Below are 16188 nucleotides of genomic sequence, written 5' to 3'. Positions count from 1 at the left end.
GCTGAATGCATAAGCACCTAGCGATTTTTTATAATACGGAGAGGGGAATCTGTATGACAGTGGCTAAAGTGGAAAAATTACCAGTGAACTACAAAACAGCGGAAGATTTTGAACGCTTTGCAGCACAGGGGAATGCAGAGCTTTCGATGTTTGATGAATTTCAGCTCAGCTTAATCGAGAGTGACGATGATACGCTTTTTTACGGTATTTATATGGATGAGCAGCTTGCTGCAAGAATGGCACTCGCTTTCGTAAGCGAACAGAAGGATAACACTTTTTATCCGCCAAAAGGATACGTTGAGATTACCAAACTTGAAGTACTGCCAGCATACCAAGGAAAAAGACTTGGCTCATCCCTTGTTGAATTTGTGCAATCCTTTACAAAGCCCGTACGTACGAAAGCACGCGTGAATTCGGAATCCTTCTGGGAGCAGTGTAACTTCAAAGAGACTGGCAAAAAAGAAGATAACTTGTCTGTCATGACTTGGCAGCCTACAAAATAGAGAGCGGGACAAAACCCCAAAAAATGAGAAATTAAAATGAGGCAGGCGTCTCCGAGAATTCGGAGATGCCTGCCTCATCTTTTTATCGTTAATTTACTGTTTATAGAAGCAAAAAAAGGACCCCTCTGATAGAATTAAGTTACGACACAAAACACAAAAGAGGAGGGTCCTTATGTTTAAACATTATACCATGTGTGAAGTCGTTTTACCTCTAGATTTGGAAAGAAAATTACCTGAAAATGATATTGCTTTTACCGTTAACCATTTAGTAGAAAGTATTCCAGACGAAGCTTTTGACGGTTTCCGTCGGGAAACCGGACACCCTGCTTATCACCCTCGCATGATGATGAAGATTATTTTATGTGCCTATACGCAATCCGTTTTCTCGGGCCGTAAAATTGAGTCATTACTTCAAGACAGCGTACGCATGATGTGGCTTGCCCAAGATTATCAGCCCAGCTATCGCACCATCAACCGATTCCGTGTGAACCCTCACGTAAAAGAACTCTTACGCCAGTGCTTTGTCCAATTTCGCAGCCAGCTGGTTCAAGAAAAAGTCATTGAAGAAGAAGCCATTTTTATTGATGGCACCAAAATCGAAGCAAATGCCAACAAGTTTACTTTTGTATGGCGGAAGTCCACTGAGAAATACAGTACGCAATTGGTGGAAAGATCGGCTCAGATGTATGAAGAACTGTTGGAGCAGGAAATTATCCCCGCAATCGAGCTGGAGAACCCCGAAGCCCTATCGGGCGAAGAGTTAACAAAAGTAGCAGAAAAACTGGACGAAAAGGTGCAGGAATACGATCGCCGCATAGAAGCAAGTGATGATACTGCCGAACGCAAGCAGCTTCGTTCCGAACGTAAAGCACCAAAACAGTACCGAAAGCAAGTCAATGATTTCATTAAACGGAAATCAAAATATCAGGTCGACATGGAAATCTTCGGAGACAGAAATAGCTACTCCAAAACTGACCATGGTGCCACTTTTATGCGCATGAAAGATGATTATATGAAAAATGGCCAACTTAAACCTGGGTACAATGTGCAGCTGGCTACTGAAGGTCAATATGCCCTGGCCTATGATGTGTTCCCGAATCCTACGGATACGCGAACTTTCATCCCTTTCCTTGATAAGATTGAACGGGACTTTTTTGAGCTGCCCGACTATATTGTCGCGGATGCCGGATATGGCAGTGAGCAAAATTATGATGATGTGGTAAATAATCGGAAGCGCATCCCTCTCATCACCTATAATCACTACCGAAAAGAAAAGCAAAAGAAATATAAACAAGATCCTTACCAAGTAGCTCACTGGGATTACGATGCCGAAGGCGACTTTTTCACTTGCCCGAATAACCGGAAATTAGCGTTTCGGTACCTATCCGAAAGATGCGACAAATTTGGATTTAAGCGTCATTATCGCGTGTATGAATGTGACGATTGTACTGCTTGTCCCTTACGTGCAGAATGTACGAAAGCGAAAGAAGGAAACAACCGGAAAATCTATTACAACGAAAGATGGGAAAAACAAAAAGCATATACCCAGCAATTACTCAGCGAAAAAGAAACAGGGAAAATTTACGGAAAACGTAAAATAGATGTCGAGCCAGTCTTCGGATTTCTGAAGGCTCATTTGTGTTTCACTCGTTTCTCGGTACGAAGTAAAGAGAAAGTGGAAAACGAATTAGGATTCGCCTTCATGGCGGTGAACATCAGGAAGTTCACCGCCAGATCAGCAAGTATAGTAAGGAATTCAAAAAATATCAGATCAAAAAAGATCTCGGTCACCATTTTCCTGGTGACCGAGATCTTTTTTGTGTCAGAGAGGAGTTATGTCCCGCTCTCATTTTGTCTCTGCTTCCTCAATCACCCATCGACACAGCTTTTCCATCTCGATGCATGCATCTTGATACCGTTTAAGCTGATCTTTAAGCTTCGCATTCTCTATCTGTAATGTGCGCAGCTCTTCATCAGGCTGCTTATTGGGAACATGGTAATTTTGTTTCACTTTTTCTAACAAATCAATTGCAGCTTCCAAACTGACAGAATCCTTTCCTGCCGACTTCTTCGGGGCAGCCTCTGGTGTTGGTTCTGCACTTTGCTGCTTCCTATTTTGTTTGGCTATCTCAATATCCGTTTGATAATATTGCCGAAGTGAAGCATTCCAACGAAAGCCGCAAGCTGCACCTGTACGGTTAAGCTTCACTGCAACATCCCGAAATGCATCGAGCTGTGTTTTACCTTCCTGAATATAATCCAGCACTGTATTCGCCAATAGCACATCTTCTTTGTCAGTCCACGCATCCTGCCTTGTACTTTTCACAAGCTTCCCCCCTCTTCTATCCTGCTATCAATGTATGCAAGAGGGAAAAATGCTAGACTAGAAAAAAGTAGATAGAATATAAAAAAACACCTATCATCATCTCTGACGATAGGTGTTTTCTGTTCTTACGCTTCAACCACTGCTTTGCCATCATAATGTCCGCAAGATCTGCAAACGTGGTGTGGTTTTGCAAGTTCGCCACAGTTAGAGCATTCTACCATTCCTGGTACATGCAATTTTTTGTGTGTACGGCGTTGATTTTTAACTTTTTTAGAAGTTCTTCTTTTAGGTACTGCCACTGTCCTACACCTCCTTCAATCATTCACATGCTTATTCGTCGTCCTTCTTCAAGAGAGCCTGCAGCTTCTCAAGCCTCGGATCGATCTTGTCCTGCTGTGCATCCTCACTGGCAACCTGCCAGCCTTCTCCTTGTTTGACGGCATTATCCAATACCTCTTCATCCTCAGAGAAAACACGGAAAGGAACATCCAAGAGAATATTTTCCTCTATATACGGTTTCAAGTCAAGCAGTTCTCCATCAACTGGATGAATTTCCGACTCGTCATCCGCGCTTGCATAAGGAGACAAAGTAAACAGTTCAGTCGCATCAATATGGAATTTATACGGCACATCTGCCAAAGTACGCGCACATGGCAGAATCATCTCACCATCTATCGCAAACTTAACAGTAATGTCGTTACCATAGGAAGTCGCCTGACCGCTGACCTTCACCGGATCAATACGACGAATATCATTCTTGCCCTGGATGTCAGACACATCCACTTGCTCTGTAAATTCGAAAGGTTCAAGACCTTTAGCTTTAAGCTTTTGAACCGGAATTTTCACGTTAATTCACCTCATGGCAACAAAAGTAATTGTAAAAAAAAACAGAAGCTTTGTCAATATATTTTCTTTACAGCAAGGCAATAATTAGCCTATATTCATATTAACACACAAGAAAAGCGGAGAAAACCGTTTAGAAACACACGAAAAGCGCAGAAAGCCGGTTAGGAGCGGAGAAGTAAGCGAGAAAGCCCGGAGTGGGTGTTTTCCCCACGCAGGGATTTATCACTTACGGCGCAGCTCCTGGCTTTCGGAGCTAGACACCACACCAGGGTAAGAAAGCCCGGAGAGTGATGCCCTTACACTCGCAGGGATTTATTGCCTATACCGCAGCTTCTGGCTTTCGGAGCTAGACACCACACCAGGGTAAGAAAGCCCGGAGTGGGCGTCTTCCCCCACGCAGGGATTTATCGCTTACAGCGCAGTTTCTGGTTTTTAGAGCTAGACACCACAAGAAAAGCGGAAGAAACCGTTTAGAAACACACGAAAAGCGCAGAAAGCCGGTTAGGAGCGGAGAAGTAAGCGAGAAAGCCCGGAGTGGGTGTTTTCCCCACGCAGGGATTTATCACTTACGGCGCAGCTCCTGGCTTTCGGAGCTAGACACCACACCAGGGTAAGAAAGCCTGGAGAGTGATGCCCTTACACTCGCAGGGATTTATTGCCTATACCGCAGTTTCTGGTTTCTGGAGCTAGACATCAAGAAAAGCGGAGAAAACCATCCCAATAAAGGAGGTCCCACATGAGATCATGCGGTATTGTTGTTGAGTATAATCCATTACATAATGGTCATGTTTATCATATACAGGAAGCTCGTAAATTAACCGAAACTAACTGCATGATTGCTGTAATGAGCGGTAATTTTATGCAGCGGGGTGAGCCAGCCATTTTAGATAAATTTAGCCGCACAGAAGCTGCTCTGCAAGCTGGTGTCGACTTGGTTGTAGAGCTTCCCTTCCTTTATGCGGTCCAGCATGCCGATTTATTTGCAAAAGGTGCTGTGGCTACCTTAGATGCATTAGGCGCCGATCACCTCGTGTTTGGTTCTGAAGATGGCACTATCGATGCTTTTCGTCAAGCACAACGAAAGCGCACAGAGAAGAAAAACGTATTTGACGAAATCTTGAAACAATCACTCGAACTAGGTTTATCGTATCCAGAGGCAAGCCGGACAGCATATGAGAAAATTGGAATAGATTCTACTTTAGATTTGCATAGTCCAAACAATATTCTCGGGTTCGCTTACTTGCGTGCAGCTGAGCAGCTGCACGCAAACATACATGTAGATACCATTCCTCGTATAAAAGCAGACTACCATGATCAATCCATCACGGGTCCGATTGCAAGCGCAACTTCAATACGGTCTGCTCAGCAGCGTAATCAAACGGAAAACATAAAACAAGCTGTGCCGGAATCTACATACGCCGCCTTGCAGGATTCAAAACAGCTTCACAACTGGGAAGATTATTTCCCCTTGCTGCGGTATCTGATTTTGACCAACACACCTGCCATGCTGCGAACTATTCAAGGGATGGACGAAGGTTTAGAATATCGATTCAAGCGATACATCCATCAATCTGTAAGTTTTCAGCAGTTCCTAGCTCATGTCAAAACAAAACGTTACACGTGGACAAGACTTCAGCGCGTTTGCATACATCTTTTAACGAATTCACATAAGCAGCTCGTTACCGAATGGCTGGATACCGAACAGCTGCCTTACATCCGGGTTCTAGGAATGAGCAAAACAGGACGCGCATTTTTGTCTTCTAAAAAGAAACAGCTTGACGTGCCCCTCTTCACACAATTAAAAGATAACATTCACCCAGTAGCTGATTTGGAACTTCAGGCATCTGATGCCTACTACAGCACGTTATCACCTGCAGCTGCCGTGGCAGCTCGCAAACAAGAGATTTCACCTCCTGTCTTTGTCTAACATCAGAAGCAGTCAATAAAATACAGTAATTCGGTACTTGTTCTGCATAACAACTTCTATGAAAAAATCCAAACGATGAAGAATCGTTTGGATTTTTTTCATTATTTACTTTCAGGCAATTCTTCTAAATATTCCTTTGCTTCCTCAAACGTATCAACCGGAACAACTTTCATATCTGTTTCAATATCTTCCGCCGTTTGTTTTGCGAGCTGGTAATTAGAATCATCTGCTCCATCTTCATTTGGTGCAAAGAATACGGCACAGCCTTCCTTATCTGCTGCTACCACTTTTTTATCGATCCCGCCAATGCGGCCAACATTCCCTTCGTAATCAACTTCCCCAGTACCGCAAATTTGTAAACCGTGTGTCAAGTCTTCTTCTTCCAGCTGATCATAAATTTCCAAGCTGAACATGAGCCCTGCGCTCGGTCCGCCAATTTCTCCGCTCGAGAAGGTGACTTCCGGATCTTCGTTTACTTCTCTGTCAGTTACTAATGTAATGCCAATACCAGGAATCTGGGTATCAGGCAAAGCTTGAAGCTTCAATTCCTTCTCTAGCTGCTCGTCACCGCGATCAATTTGTAAGGTAATCGTATCGCCTAATTGTTTGGAAGTGACATATGTAGTCAGGTCTGCTGCTTCATTTACTGTTTTATTATCTACACCAGTTATATGGTCACCCGGCTTTAATTTTCCATCAGCTGGAAAATCGTTTACGACAGAAACGACATATACTCCTTGATACTCTACTTGCAAGTCAGCCCCTGCTGCTTGATAGGCAACGACTGTAGAGGCTTCCTGCGAGCTTTCCATTTGCATGAGCTGCGCTTGTGTATATTCTTCCTGGGAAATGCCTTCTGGAATAACATCTTCCAGTTTCGCGATTTGATGATACGGGAGAATGTGTGCCATCACATATTGAAATGGTGTTGCCTGTCCGCCGCGCACGGTGACAAGATGCATATCGCCTTCACTTTTATCGCTGCCAGCCACCGAAACAATTGGATCAAGTGCATCTGCTCCTCCAGGTTTGTATACATAATAAGGCATTCTGTAAATCCCGGAAAAACAGAAAACAATGAGCAGCAATAGCACGATAAGCAAGATATAACGCGTTTTCTGTTTCATCTTCAGTTCCCCTTTTGTGCCCGCTTTTCTCTGCTTATTCAGCAGAAGAAGCATATTTCTCCTTCAAGCACGCGTATAGTTAAGGTAGCCTGTACCAACAGACTGAATTCAAGTGTACTACTTCGATATTAAGAAGTACAGCAGTCACAAATCGGAGGGATCATTGTGCGAAAAATGAAATCGATTTTGTTCGCTGGGGCAGCTCTGCTTTTAGCAGTCAGCCTGATTACATACCCGGATCCAGCACTGCAAGCAAGCATACGCGGGCTGAATATGTGGTGGGAAGTCGTATTTCCATCTCTGCTGCCTTTCTTCATCACAGCAGAGCTGTTGATTGCTTTCGGAATGGTACGCTTCATCGGTGTATTCTGCGAGCCGATCATGCGGCCTTTGTTCAATGTGCCAGGTGTCGGAAGTTTTGTACTGGCAATGGGAATGGCTAGCGGCTATCCATCGGGAGCCAAACTTACTAGCAGATTACGGCAGGAGAAACAGCTGACGAAAACAGAAGCGGAACGTCTCGTATCCTTTACCAATGCCAGTAATCCTCTGTTTATTGTTGGTGTAATTGCGGTCAGTTTCTTCGGTGATGCCGAGCTCGGTCTCCTGCTTGCCATTGCACACTATGGAGGTAATATTCTTGTTGGTATCTGCATGCGATTTTACGGACGTAATGAAGCCAGATCTGTGTATGTGCGTGAGAAAGGATTACTAAGACGCGCTTTTCGTGAATTGCATGAAACACGTGTCGCAGATAAGCGCCCTTTCGGTAAGATCTTTGGTGATGCTGTTATTCAATCTATCCAGACACTGCTGATGATTGGTGGATTTATTATTATGTTTTCCGTCTTTAATAAGCTGCTATTTATACTAGGTGTCACTGATTTCCTTGCAAATGGGTTAAAGATAGTGACCAGTTTGTTTGGTATTCCAGCTGATTTGGTCCTTCCGATGCTTTCTGGCTTTTTAGAAATCACGATGGGCGGACAAATGATTGCACAAGCAGCTGGTTCCGACTTCTTTTTCCCAATCGTAATTGTAAGTTTTGTTCTTGCATTTAACGGTTTTTCTGTCCAAGCTCAAGTCGCGAGCATTCTTGCTGACACTGATATTCGATTTGCTCCTTATTTCTTTGCTCGTATCTTGCACGGCTTCATTGCAGCGGGGCTGGCAGCTTGTCTATATGTACCGCTTTACGCAAGACATAAAGAAACGAGTATTTATACTTTTCTACATGAAAAAACAGCTCCAAATTCCATGGAGCTGCTCGAACGGATTGCATCTTTCGGACCGCTGTTTACACTAAGCGTACTTGCATTAGGCACACTTATCCTGCTGCGGCGACGTCGATCTCATTAATATTTTTGTTTGATTGCCTTATGTACAGGGGGCGGCACAAGCTTACTTATATCCGCTCCATAGCTTGCTGCCTCTTTTACAATACTAGAGCTTAAAAAGCTGTATGCTGCATCAGCTGTGATGAACAGCGTTTCTAACTCCGGCTCTAGATGACGGTTAATACCGCTTATCTGCATTTCACTTTCAAAATCGCTAACAGCCCGCAGTCCGCGAATAAGTACGCGTGCATCATATCGCTTCGCGAATTCTACTGTCAGACCTTCTGCTTTGACCACTGTTACATTCGGGAAAGGCTTTAGTGACTCCTGCACAAGTTCTACACGTTCTTCCGCATTGAAAAGCGGCTGTTTCTTGCTGTTCACAGCTACTGCAACAATCACTTCATCAAAAATAGCGGCTGCTCGTTTGATAATATCCACGTGACCATTCGTTACAGGATCAAACGAGCCCGGATACATTGCGATTGTCATCTGTCACCCTCCTGCGCAGCTTGATATATTGTTATAGCAGTAGTATTGCCATAATTCTCTCGTTTCACCGCTTGAAAACCTGCGATACGCTCTGGCAGCTCTTTACGTCCATCGTGTTCACAAACAATTTGTCCGCCAGCTCCCAGTATACCCGTCTCGCTAATTTGCTCCAGCAAGCTTTCGTAGGATACCTTTTGGTATGGTGGGTCCAAAAAGATAAGATCGAACTGTTTCTCCCGTTTCGCAACGGCCTTCAGCGCACGCAGTGCATCATTCCGATACACTTCTGCAGCGTCTGTAAGCTTCAACGTTGTTAAGTTGTGATGAATTGTCTCAACAGCCTTGCCCTGCTTATCAACAAAGATACACGTATCCATACCTCTGCTAAGCGCCTCAATACCAAGTCCGCCGCTCCCCGCGAACAAATCAAGACATGCTCCTCCTTCAAAGAATGGGCCGAGCACCTGAAACAGGCTCTCTTTTACTTTGTCAGTCGTTGGTCTTGTCAATTGATTGGGCACCGCTTTTAATGCCCGTCCTTTATGCTCTCCAGCAATTACTCGCATTGCTTTGCACTCCTTCAAAAACGATGTATAATCCTGCTAAAGCCGGTACATACTGTACTACTGAAGCGGCTATCACGCTTATAGCTGCTTCATGAACACGGAGAAGACTTACGTTTCCCCATAAGCTCTTCCTCCGGTTTCTCCTCTCCCTTTGCCTGTTTGTTTTCATCGGAAACAAAAGGCGCCTGCAGGGCTATTCCCTGCAGGCTTTTTTTATATACCGATTTTATAATCGTATTCTTTTGCTTTATCCTGTTTTGCATTCTCAAAATCTGTGCGTACAAATGGACGGTATGATAACGCTGTTTTAGATACGAACGGCAGTCTTTGCAATACTGCTTCTTTTTCTTCTGCTTCCTCCATGTTTACATAAATCATGGCATACTTTTGCTTTTTGGAAACAAAGACCAAGTGTCCGTGCCGTTTCAGCTGCTTTATATTTTTCATATGCTGGAACCATACGACGATCCCCTGACGTTTTGTCAACATAAATGATGTTCCTCGCTTTACAGCTTTTTTACTAGTGTAGCAAAGCCTGCCCCTCTGGAGCAACATAAAAAAACTAGCAAGCCGAAGCTTGCCAGTCGTTTTTAAGAGGCACAGCCGCAAGCTCCGCCGCTGCCGCAGCCACAGCCAGAGTCCTTCATAGCTGCACCAGACCGCGGTGCTTTAACAGTTTCACTCACCGTAGCAGCGAGTGTCCCGCTTATTTCGTCGAGCAGTTTTTGCAGATTTCGCTCTGCTATTTTAAATGCCGCAACATTGGCATCCATGTCCATCTCACGCTTCTTGCTGCGAATTGCTTTTATGATAGAGCTGTAATCCGGGTGGTATCTGCCGAATCGCTGCACTTCTTCATATTGTTCCTTTACAGCAGTGAATGCGTCAATTTTCGCTTTTGTTTCACTATCCTGGTAGAGCGCTTCTTGCGTAGAATTATAAGCATCCATTACGTCCGAATCCCGGATCATTCTGCCTAAATTCTCAGATCTCTCCAATAGCTCCACAAATTCCACAGTTGCAAACATATAACCACCTCCCCTATTATCATACCAAATAATAGGGAAATGAAAAGACCTAATCCCGCATTGCTCTTGCCATCTGTATCAGCATGTTGACCATACTAAGCTGTTCCCCAAATTGTCCTATGCGCTGCGGTGCGGTTTTTCCGTAAAAATATTTGGCCTGCTTTTCCATATCCGCAAACGCATTTGGATCACGTGACAGCGTTCGGTACCAGACAGGGTGAAGTCTGACAAAACGCAGCAGCTCTTCCCGCTGTTTGAGTCTTTGATAGATATCCTGCCGCATCATATCCATCTCCTTCTAGTCTTTATGAAAGAATGTGGGCCCTTTTTTCTTTGTTGGAAGCTGTTGTTTCACACCTTGATATTGCCCGATTAAATGTTTTACATTATCTAATGCCCCATTCAGCTGGTGGATATGACCTGATAACTTCTGCAAATCAAATTGACTTGCCATACCCATCATCTTACTAACCATTTCATTTCCCTTTTCGGCTGATTCCTGGTCTGTCTCCGTCTGTTCAGTCTGCGCTTCTGCTTTATATGCTTGCCAACTCGGGTCTTCTTCGCCTAAAAGCACCCACTTTTCATAATAAGGCTGCCATCCTGTCTGCTTTTGCCGTGCTTCTTCTATAAGTTTCGGATGCTGCTCGACAAATTGCTTGAATGCCTGAATCGATGGATGCAGATTCGTTTCTGACATTACGATCCAACTCCTATCCAAAAATTACTCTCTCTAAACAATGTATGAAAGCCCAGACAAATTGACACACAAAAAACCGAGTTTCATGAAGAAACTCGGTTATTGAAGCAAGAAGTTTTGTGTATAGTAATAGCGGTAAACGCCGACCCCCAACTCTTTATAAGTTGGATCAAGCAACGTTTTTCGGTGCCCTTCACTATTTAACCAGCCAATCATAGCAGCTGGCGCATCTGTATAGCCAGCAGCAATATTTTCACCTGCATTTCGGAAAGGTACTTGGCCATCCGCTAACCGATCCCCAAGCTCTTCACCACTTGGCGTTACATGTGAGAAGTACTGCTGTTTCTGCATATCTTCACTATGACCAAATGCGACTGCTGCTACATTTTCATTCCATTCGAGCGGAGAAACATCGAATTGAGCGCGCATCACATTCGTGATTTCAATAATTTGCCGTTCCATGCCTGCTTGTACTTGCTGCCATTCCTCTGTTGAGAGCTGCGGCTGCTCAGGGAGCTGTCCTGTATACGTAATATCATATGGACGTTCCATAATCAGCTGCTCATCGGTTATAACACGCACTGCAGCTAGTTCGTCCTTGAATGTATCAAAGTAAAACTGCGCGAACAATCCGTCTTCCAGCTCTGCTAAAGGCTGAATCTGCTGATCCTTGTCCTTCAGTTTAAATGTGTAACGGTTGCCATCATAGCGGACAGACACCTCGTTTTCTAATGCATAGTCCTTTTCCACTTCTTCTCGGCTTTCACCAAGTTTCACATCAGCTAAAGAGGCTTCTCCGGCAGCGAAAGCCGTAACAATACGATCCTCTTTTACTCCGTACTGCGCATATGCGTCTCCTTTATCATATACATACCATTCATACCCGTAAGAAGACTTATCCTTATGATCCGGTTCCCCCTGATCTTTCTTCAGCGTGTCAGGGGCTTGATTGATCCACCGCTCTATATCGCCGTTCGGTTTTTGGGCAGCTTCTGCCTTTTGTGTATTTTCCGTACTTTTTGTCTTTGCATCTTGGGCAGGAGCCAAATAATCATTCCTATTCCAAAAGAATAAGGCACCCGCTCCTAGTACGAGCAACAATAGCACGATACGTAAACCTTTCATGCTCCAGCCCCTTTCTTTTCATGTGCTGCACCTATTATAATACAAAACAGCATATGTAAATAGCTGACTTTTTCGACAACCTTCACAAACCATCTGCTGGAAGCAGCTGCCCATATGTCCTGAATTGAACCAGTCCTTCCACCTGTCCAAGTTTATGGAATCCGCATCGCGTCAACACTTGCTGCTTTTCTGCTTCATGCGGTTTACAAAACGCATGAATCGTATCCACACCTTGCTGCAGCAACCAGTCACAGATGCTGACAATTGCTTCCTCTTCATATCTTTTGCCAGCCATCTCTTCCCGTATATGGAAGAAGAGTTCAGCTTGTGCAGCTTGAGGAGCTGTTTGGCGGATAAAAATGTCACCGACCATCTCCTGCTCATATTTTGTATGTACAAACCACGGCCCAAAACCCAAGTTTGTCTGTCCGGTTGCCAGATTCTCTAAATAGAACGGCAGTTGAGCTTTCAAAGCATTGGATGGCCAATCCGTCACATATGAAATTTCTTGTTCATAAAAGAATGTAATCGGAAATCGGACGAGCTGCTTTCCCATATTGGTTGTTATTGCTTTTAAACTTAAGCGAGATGTTTCCATATCCATTTCGTTACCCTCTCTTCGGTGCACGTTTGTTATGGTCTTTATTCCCAAAATGCTGTACACAATAAACACAAAATATGCAGAGACAAGACAATTGGTCATAAGCATATGTCTGTATATACTCTGGCTGCTGTCCGCCAAAAACATCGGTATCTTTAGCTAACTCGCATTACTCTATGTCGATGGTACGATAACTATCTATAATGAAAAAAATCCGAACCTGCATGAATTCTAATGAAAGAATTCACTTTTAGTTCGGATTTTAGAAATCAGACACTTATCAGCAGTGTCTCTTATTAAAAGATTGCAGGTGTTGTGAAGACAACAAGTGCGATAAAGAAGATCATCAAGTAGTTCAAGCTGTAAATAAACATCCAATTTGCCCACTTTAAATCATCTTTCATGAAGAAACCAGCAATTCCAATTGCAAGCCAGCCGACGTTCAATACAGTAGCGATAGCAACAAACACCGTTCCCAATGTTGTTAAATAGAACGGAAGGGGAAGCAAACATACTGTATAGATAATAATCTGACGCTTGGTAATGCCAAATCCATACACAGACGGCAGCATTGGAATATTCGCTGCTTTATAGTCTTCTGCCTTTTTCATAGCTAAAGCTAAGAAATGCGGCGTTTGCCAAATGAACATAATAGCAAAAACAATCCATGCTTCCGTGCTCAAACCGCCATCAATGGCAGCATAGCCGATTAGCGGAGGCACTGCGCCGGAAAAACTGCCAATAGCAGTATTAATGGTATAGCGGCGTTTTGACCACATCGTATAAAGGATGACATAAGCAAACCAGCCAAAAATACCAATCGCTGCTGCTTGCCAAGTTGTTAGGAACAAAAAGCCGACACCAAGAACGGTAAATCCAATTCCCATTGTAAGTACAACGGAAAGCGGAATAGTTCCAGTTACAGTCGGGCGTTTCTTCGTCCGTTTCATTACATGGTCAATATCCCGGTCATAATAGTTGTTGATTACACATCCGCCAGCGATGACCAACCCGCTGCCAAGCATCGTATAGATGAATGCGGGAATATGATGAACGAATTGCTCATTCGTCATGTAAAGCGCAAGCCAAAAACCGCCAAATGCAGTTAATAGATTGGAGTTAATAATTCCAGTTTTTATAAGTGCTTTGAAGTCTGTCCATAGACTAGTGTTTGAATCAGCGTGTTCTGCACCATTCAATTCTTGTAAAGAAGTTGATTCGGCTTTATTCACACCAGCACATCCTTTCTGCTTGGTTACATAATACTTGTATTCTATTACACTTTTCATATTGTAACACGTTATATTCTAAGATAAGAAACTGTTTTTGACAATTTACTGAACTAACCTGCCCTTTTATCTCGTGACTATTTCGCCCTAGAGTCAACAGGTCATAAAATTGACACGAAATCTCCGCTTCTTCTGGTTAAATTCATGTTACGATAAGCTTGATGTTATTGTAACGCTACTAGTTTGTATATAAGAGGTGTTCCTGCATGAAATTATTAAAATATTTATCTGTAATCAGTACTGTCGGTATGTTGTTCATCCTTCTTGGGGGTGCTTTAGTCACGAAGACAGGATCTGCGGATGGCTGCGGACAGAGCTGGCCTTTATGTGAAGGAGCACTTACAAATGTAACTCCCGAGCTTATCATTGAATCAGCTCACCGTTTTGTTTCTTCCACAATAGGCATTGTTATTCTCTTACTGGCTATCTTTGCTTGGCGCAAAATCGGTCACATTCGAGAGGTTAAATTCTTATCTGTCTTGGCCGTATTTTTCCTTGTTTTACAAGCATTAATCGGTGCTGCAGCTGTTATTTGGCAGCAATCCGACGCAGTACTAGCGCTGCACTTCGGTATTTCACTCATTTCCTTCGCTTCTGTCCTCTTGCTGACATTGATTGTTTTCGAAGTGGACAAGAAGTTCGATGCACGTGCGCTTGTTATTAAAAAAGGGATGCGTATTCAATTTTACCTGCATACCATCTTTATTTATCTTGTTGTATATACTGGTGCACTCGTACGTCACATGCATGCCAGTCTTGTTTGCGGAGACTTTCCGCTTTGTTCGAACGCTGATCCAGGCTTGTTTGGTCTCAGCACTGCTCAGATGGTACAGATGCTCCACCGTGGAGCTGCGATGCTTGCGCTTGTTTGGTCCTTTATTATCATGGTCCAAGTGCTGCGTCGCTATAAGGGACATGCTGTGATGACAAAAGGATGGATTATCAGCTTTTGCCTGCTGGCAGCACAAGCAGTAGTAGGTGTATTAGTTATCTTCACCGGTATGAACTTATTTGTCGCCCTGATGCATTCATTAATTATCAGTATCTACTTTGCAATCATGACGTACTATATCATGCTTTCCTTCCGAAGTGCGAAATTCGAAAAAGAACAATAAGAAAATCCACTGCTTATGGGGACTGACCCCCGTTTCTGAGACAGGGATCAAAAAACCTTCAAATAGCCGATTGCCGATATTGTATCGGCGATTGGTTGTTTAGTTTCGTTTGGATACGAATGTTGTTATAATAATAAATATATTCTTCAACAGTACGCTCTACGATGGCAGTCGTAGTTCGATTAATGCTGTTGAGATAAAACGTTTCAGACTTTAGTATGGAATGAAACGATTCGATAGAGGCATTATCAGCGGGCGTTCCTTTTCGGGACATGCTCATGGTAATGCCTTTTGCTTTTACAGCTTCTTGGTACTTATAAGATGTATACACAGACCCTTGATCACTATGTAACACACAGTTCTCAGGTAATGGTGGCAGCTGAGCGAGTGTGTCCAATACGAAAGCTGTATCTTGTTTATCTCCAATTGAGGAAGCCACTACTTCGCCATTGCACAAATCTATTATACTGGAAAGATACATTAGTTTCTGACCATAAGGCAGGTAGGTGATGTCGGTTACGAGCTTCTCAAGAGGACGATCGGACTGAAAGTTCCGATCCAATAAATTTTCTGCAACGGCATATGGCTGTCCAGTTTTCTTACGTTTCTTCACTTTAACCCGGCACTGCCATTGATTCTCCTGCATTACTCGCTGCACGACTTTGTGGTTAATGCATTGCTCCTGTCTCAGTAAGGCAGTAATCTTCCTGTACCCGTACCGATACTTGTGTTCTCGGCACAATGTGCCAATTTGCTTTTTAAGTAGTTCTTTCGAGTTGTCTTTCTCTTTGTTCTTCCAGCGATAATAAGATGCTCTCGAGATACCTAAATGTACACAAATATCCTGTATTGTCATTGTGTTATGCAGTGTTTCTACAAGTTCGACTGCCGTTTCTCTATCAACTTCCTTTCCAATTCCTTGTACTTTTTTAAAACTTCATTTTGTTGCCTTAAAAATCGGTTCTCAGCTTGTAATTTCTCCACTTCTGAAGAATAGGCTGGCCCTTTCCCGTAGGTGTACTGCTTGCCAACTGGCTGTTCAAAACGATGCGTCTCTTCAGACTTATACCATCTGACCCACGTCTTCACTTGCGATCTACTCTTGATATTTAGTTCGTTCAAAATCTCTTTTACAGGTACGCCTGCCAAGCGCATTTCAACTGCCTTCATTTTTATCTCCACTGGATAACTGACTCTAGTTCCCAT

19 protein-coding genes are annotated in these 16188 nt (G+C 43.5%); 5 read left to right on the top strand and 14 right to left on the bottom strand.

Annotated features, from left to right (window positions below):
- Positions 1 to 53: 53 nt before the first annotated feature.
- Positions 54 to 503 carry a GNAT family N-acetyltransferase gene (locus KS242_RS07450; protein WP_217323745.1) on the top strand — a complete coding sequence of 150 codons (450 nt, stop codon included), beginning with the start codon at positions 54 to 56 and terminating at the stop codon, positions 501 to 503.
- 172 nt (positions 504 to 675) lie between these two features.
- Positions 676 to 2460, top strand: coding sequence for an IS1182 family transposase (locus KS242_RS07445; protein WP_254391838.1), 1785 nt, complete (start codon positions 676 to 678; stop codon positions 2458 to 2460).
- On the opposite strand, the gene KS242_RS07440 is transcribed toward KS242_RS07445, so the two are convergent.
- The 3 genes from KS242_RS07440 to KS242_RS07430 all read right to left on the bottom strand — a co-directional run bounded on the left by KS242_RS07440 (position 2350) and on the right by KS242_RS07430 (position 3675).
- On the bottom strand, positions 2350 to 2829 hold the full coding sequence (locus tag KS242_RS07440) for an RsfA family transcriptional regulator (RefSeq protein ID WP_217323744.1): 480 nt from the start codon (positions 2827 to 2829) through the stop codon (positions 2350 to 2352). The genes KS242_RS07445 and KS242_RS07440 overlap by 111 nt on opposite strands.
- 125 nt (positions 2830 to 2954) lie before the next feature.
- The gene (rpmF, locus tag KS242_RS07435; protein WP_077309792.1) at positions 2955 to 3128 is read right to left on the bottom strand and encodes a 50S ribosomal protein L32; all 174 of its coding nucleotides are present in this window, start codon (positions 3126 to 3128) and stop codon (positions 2955 to 2957) included.
- 31 nt (positions 3129 to 3159) lie between these two features.
- Positions 3160 to 3675 carry a YceD family protein gene (locus KS242_RS07430; protein WP_217323743.1) on the bottom strand — a complete coding sequence of 172 codons (516 nt, stop codon included), beginning with the start codon at positions 3673 to 3675 and terminating at the stop codon, positions 3160 to 3162.
- Between the two features lie 736 nt (positions 3676 to 4411).
- On the opposite strand from KS242_RS07430, the gene KS242_RS07425 reads away from it, so the two are divergent.
- A complete protein-coding gene (locus tag KS242_RS07425) occupies positions 4412 to 5602 on the top strand; it encodes a nucleotidyltransferase (protein ID WP_217323741.1) in 1191 nt (396 codons plus the stop codon).
- 101 nt (positions 5603 to 5703) lie between these two features.
- Here KS242_RS07425 and KS242_RS07420 read toward each other — a convergent pair whose 3' ends face one another.
- The gene (locus KS242_RS07420) at positions 5704 to 6729 is read right to left on the bottom strand and encodes a SepM family pheromone-processing serine protease (RefSeq protein WP_217323740.1); all 1026 of its coding nucleotides are present in this window, start codon (positions 6727 to 6729) and stop codon (positions 5704 to 5706) included.
- A gap of 174 nt (positions 6730 to 6903) precedes the next feature.
- On the opposite strand from KS242_RS07420, the gene ylbJ reads away from it, so the two are divergent.
- On the top strand, positions 6904 to 8088 hold the full coding sequence (gene ylbJ / locus KS242_RS07415; protein WP_371747631.1) for a sporulation integral membrane protein YlbJ: 1185 nt from the start codon (positions 6904 to 6906) through the stop codon (positions 8086 to 8088).
- Here ylbJ and coaD read toward each other — a convergent pair.
- From coaD to cyoE, 9 genes are all read right to left on the bottom strand, one after another.
- The gene (coaD, locus tag KS242_RS07410) at positions 8085 to 8558 is read right to left on the bottom strand and encodes a pantetheine-phosphate adenylyltransferase (RefSeq protein ID WP_217323738.1); all 474 of its coding nucleotides are present in this window, start codon (positions 8556 to 8558) and stop codon (positions 8085 to 8087) included. The two genes, ylbJ and coaD, sit on opposite strands and share 4 nt — an antisense overlap.
- Positions 8555 to 9142 (bottom strand): 16S rRNA (guanine(966)-N(2))-methyltransferase RsmD, encoded by a 588-nt coding sequence (gene rsmD / locus KS242_RS07405; RefSeq protein ID WP_256444537.1) that lies wholly within the window; start codon positions 9140 to 9142, stop codon positions 8555 to 8557. Before rsmD ends, coaD begins: the two co-directional genes overlap by 4 nt.
- Positions 9143 to 9337: 195 nt before the next feature.
- Positions 9338 to 9613 carry a YlbG family protein gene (locus KS242_RS07400; protein ID WP_097040234.1) on the bottom strand — a complete coding sequence of 92 codons (276 nt, stop codon included), beginning with the start codon at positions 9611 to 9613 and terminating at the stop codon, positions 9338 to 9340.
- A 101-nt stretch (positions 9614 to 9714) separates the two neighbouring features.
- Complete coding sequence (locus tag KS242_RS07395) at positions 9715 to 10152, bottom strand: YlbF/YmcA family competence regulator (protein WP_217323735.1); 438 nt, start codon at positions 10150 to 10152, stop codon at positions 9715 to 9717.
- 49 nt (positions 10153 to 10201) lie between these two features.
- A complete protein-coding gene (locus KS242_RS07390; protein WP_217323733.1) occupies positions 10202 to 10435 on the bottom strand; it encodes a YlbE-like family protein in 234 nt (77 codons plus the stop codon).
- 15 nt (positions 10436 to 10450) lie between these two features.
- Positions 10451 to 10852: a YlbD family protein gene (locus tag KS242_RS07385; RefSeq protein WP_217323732.1), complete on the bottom strand. Its 402-nt coding sequence runs from the start codon at positions 10850 to 10852 to the stop codon at positions 10451 to 10453.
- Between the two features lie 99 nt (positions 10853 to 10951).
- On the bottom strand, positions 10952 to 11977 hold the full coding sequence (locus KS242_RS07380; RefSeq protein ID WP_217323730.1) for a CAP domain-containing protein: 1026 nt from the start codon (positions 11975 to 11977) through the stop codon (positions 10952 to 10954).
- Between the two features lie 82 nt (positions 11978 to 12059).
- Complete coding sequence (locus KS242_RS07375; protein WP_217323729.1) at positions 12060 to 12581, bottom strand: GNAT family N-acetyltransferase; 522 nt, start codon at positions 12579 to 12581, stop codon at positions 12060 to 12062.
- 293 nt (positions 12582 to 12874) lie between these two features.
- Positions 12875 to 13867 (bottom strand): heme o synthase, encoded by a 993-nt coding sequence (cyoE, locus tag KS242_RS07370; protein ID WP_217323728.1) that lies wholly within the window; start codon positions 13865 to 13867, stop codon positions 12875 to 12877.
- Positions 13868 to 14073: 206 nt separating this feature from the next.
- Here cyoE and KS242_RS07365 point away from each other — a divergent pair, with 206 nt between their 5' ends.
- A complete protein-coding gene (locus KS242_RS07365) occupies positions 14074 to 14982 on the top strand; it encodes a COX15/CtaA family protein (protein WP_217323727.1) in 909 nt (302 codons plus the stop codon).
- A 58-nt stretch (positions 14983 to 15040) separates the two neighbouring features.
- Here the strand turns inward: KS242_RS07365 and KS242_RS07360 are convergent.
- A protein-coding gene (locus tag KS242_RS07360; protein ID WP_217323726.1) for an IS3 family transposase occupies positions 15041 to 16188 on the bottom strand; the annotation gives its coding sequence in 2 pieces (ribosomal slippage) (positions 15041 to 15915 and positions 15915 to 16188; 1149 coding nt in all).

This window comes from Terribacillus sp. DMT04 (genome assembly GCF_019056395.1).
Taxonomy (GTDB): Bacteria; Bacillota; Bacilli; order Bacillales; family Amphibacillaceae; genus Terribacillus; species Terribacillus aidingensis_A.
The sequence above is the reverse complement of the archived record's forward strand: the minus strand, read 5'-3'. Positions and strand labels throughout refer to the sequence as shown.

Bases quoted from the DNA above. Each gene is read 5' to 3' on its own strand.
- KS242_RS07450 (WP_217323745.1), top strand. From the start codon at position 54: ATGACAGTGGCTAAAGTGGAAAAATTACCAGTGAACTACAAAACAGCG.
- KS242_RS07445 (WP_254391838.1), top strand. From the start codon at position 676: ATGTTTAAACATTATACCATGTGTGAAGTCGTTTTACCTCTAGATTTG.
- KS242_RS07425 (WP_217323741.1), top strand. From the start codon at position 4,412: ATGAGATCATGCGGTATTGTTGTTGAGTATAATCCATTACATAATGGT.
- KS242_RS07420 (WP_217323740.1), bottom strand. From the start codon at position 6,729: ATGAAACAGAAAACGCGTTATATCTTGCTTATCGTGCTATTGCTGCTC.
- ylbJ (WP_371747631.1), top strand. From the start codon at position 6,904: ATGAAATCGATTTTGTTCGCTGGGGCAGCTCTGCTTTTAGCAGTCAGC.
- coaD (WP_217323738.1), bottom strand. From the start codon at position 8,558: ATGACAATCGCAATGTATCCGGGCTCGTTTGATCCTGTAACGAATGGT.
- KS242_RS07400 (WP_097040234.1), bottom strand. From the start codon at position 9,613: ATGTTGACAAAACGTCAGGGGATCGTCGTATGGTTCCAGCATATGAAA.
- KS242_RS07395 (WP_217323735.1), bottom strand. From the start codon at position 10,152: ATGTTTGCAACTGTGGAATTTGTGGAGCTATTGGAGAGATCTGAGAAT.
- KS242_RS07390 (WP_217323733.1), bottom strand. From the start codon at position 10,435: ATGCGGCAGGATATCTATCAAAGACTCAAACAGCGGGAAGAGCTGCTG.
- KS242_RS07385 (WP_217323732.1), bottom strand. From the start codon at position 10,852: ATGTCAGAAACGAATCTGCATCCATCGATTCAGGCATTCAAGCAATTT.
- KS242_RS07380 (WP_217323730.1), bottom strand. From the start codon at position 11,977: ATGAAAGGTTTACGTATCGTGCTATTGTTGCTCGTACTAGGAGCGGGT.
- KS242_RS07375 (WP_217323729.1), bottom strand. From the start codon at position 12,581: ATGGATATGGAAACATCTCGCTTAAGTTTAAAAGCAATAACAACCAAT.
- cyoE (WP_217323728.1), bottom strand. From the start codon at position 13,867: ATGAAAAGTGTAATAGAATACAAGTATTATGTAACCAAGCAGAAAGGA.
- KS242_RS07365 (WP_217323727.1), top strand. From the start codon at position 14,074: ATGAAATTATTAAAATATTTATCTGTAATCAGTACTGTCGGTATGTTG.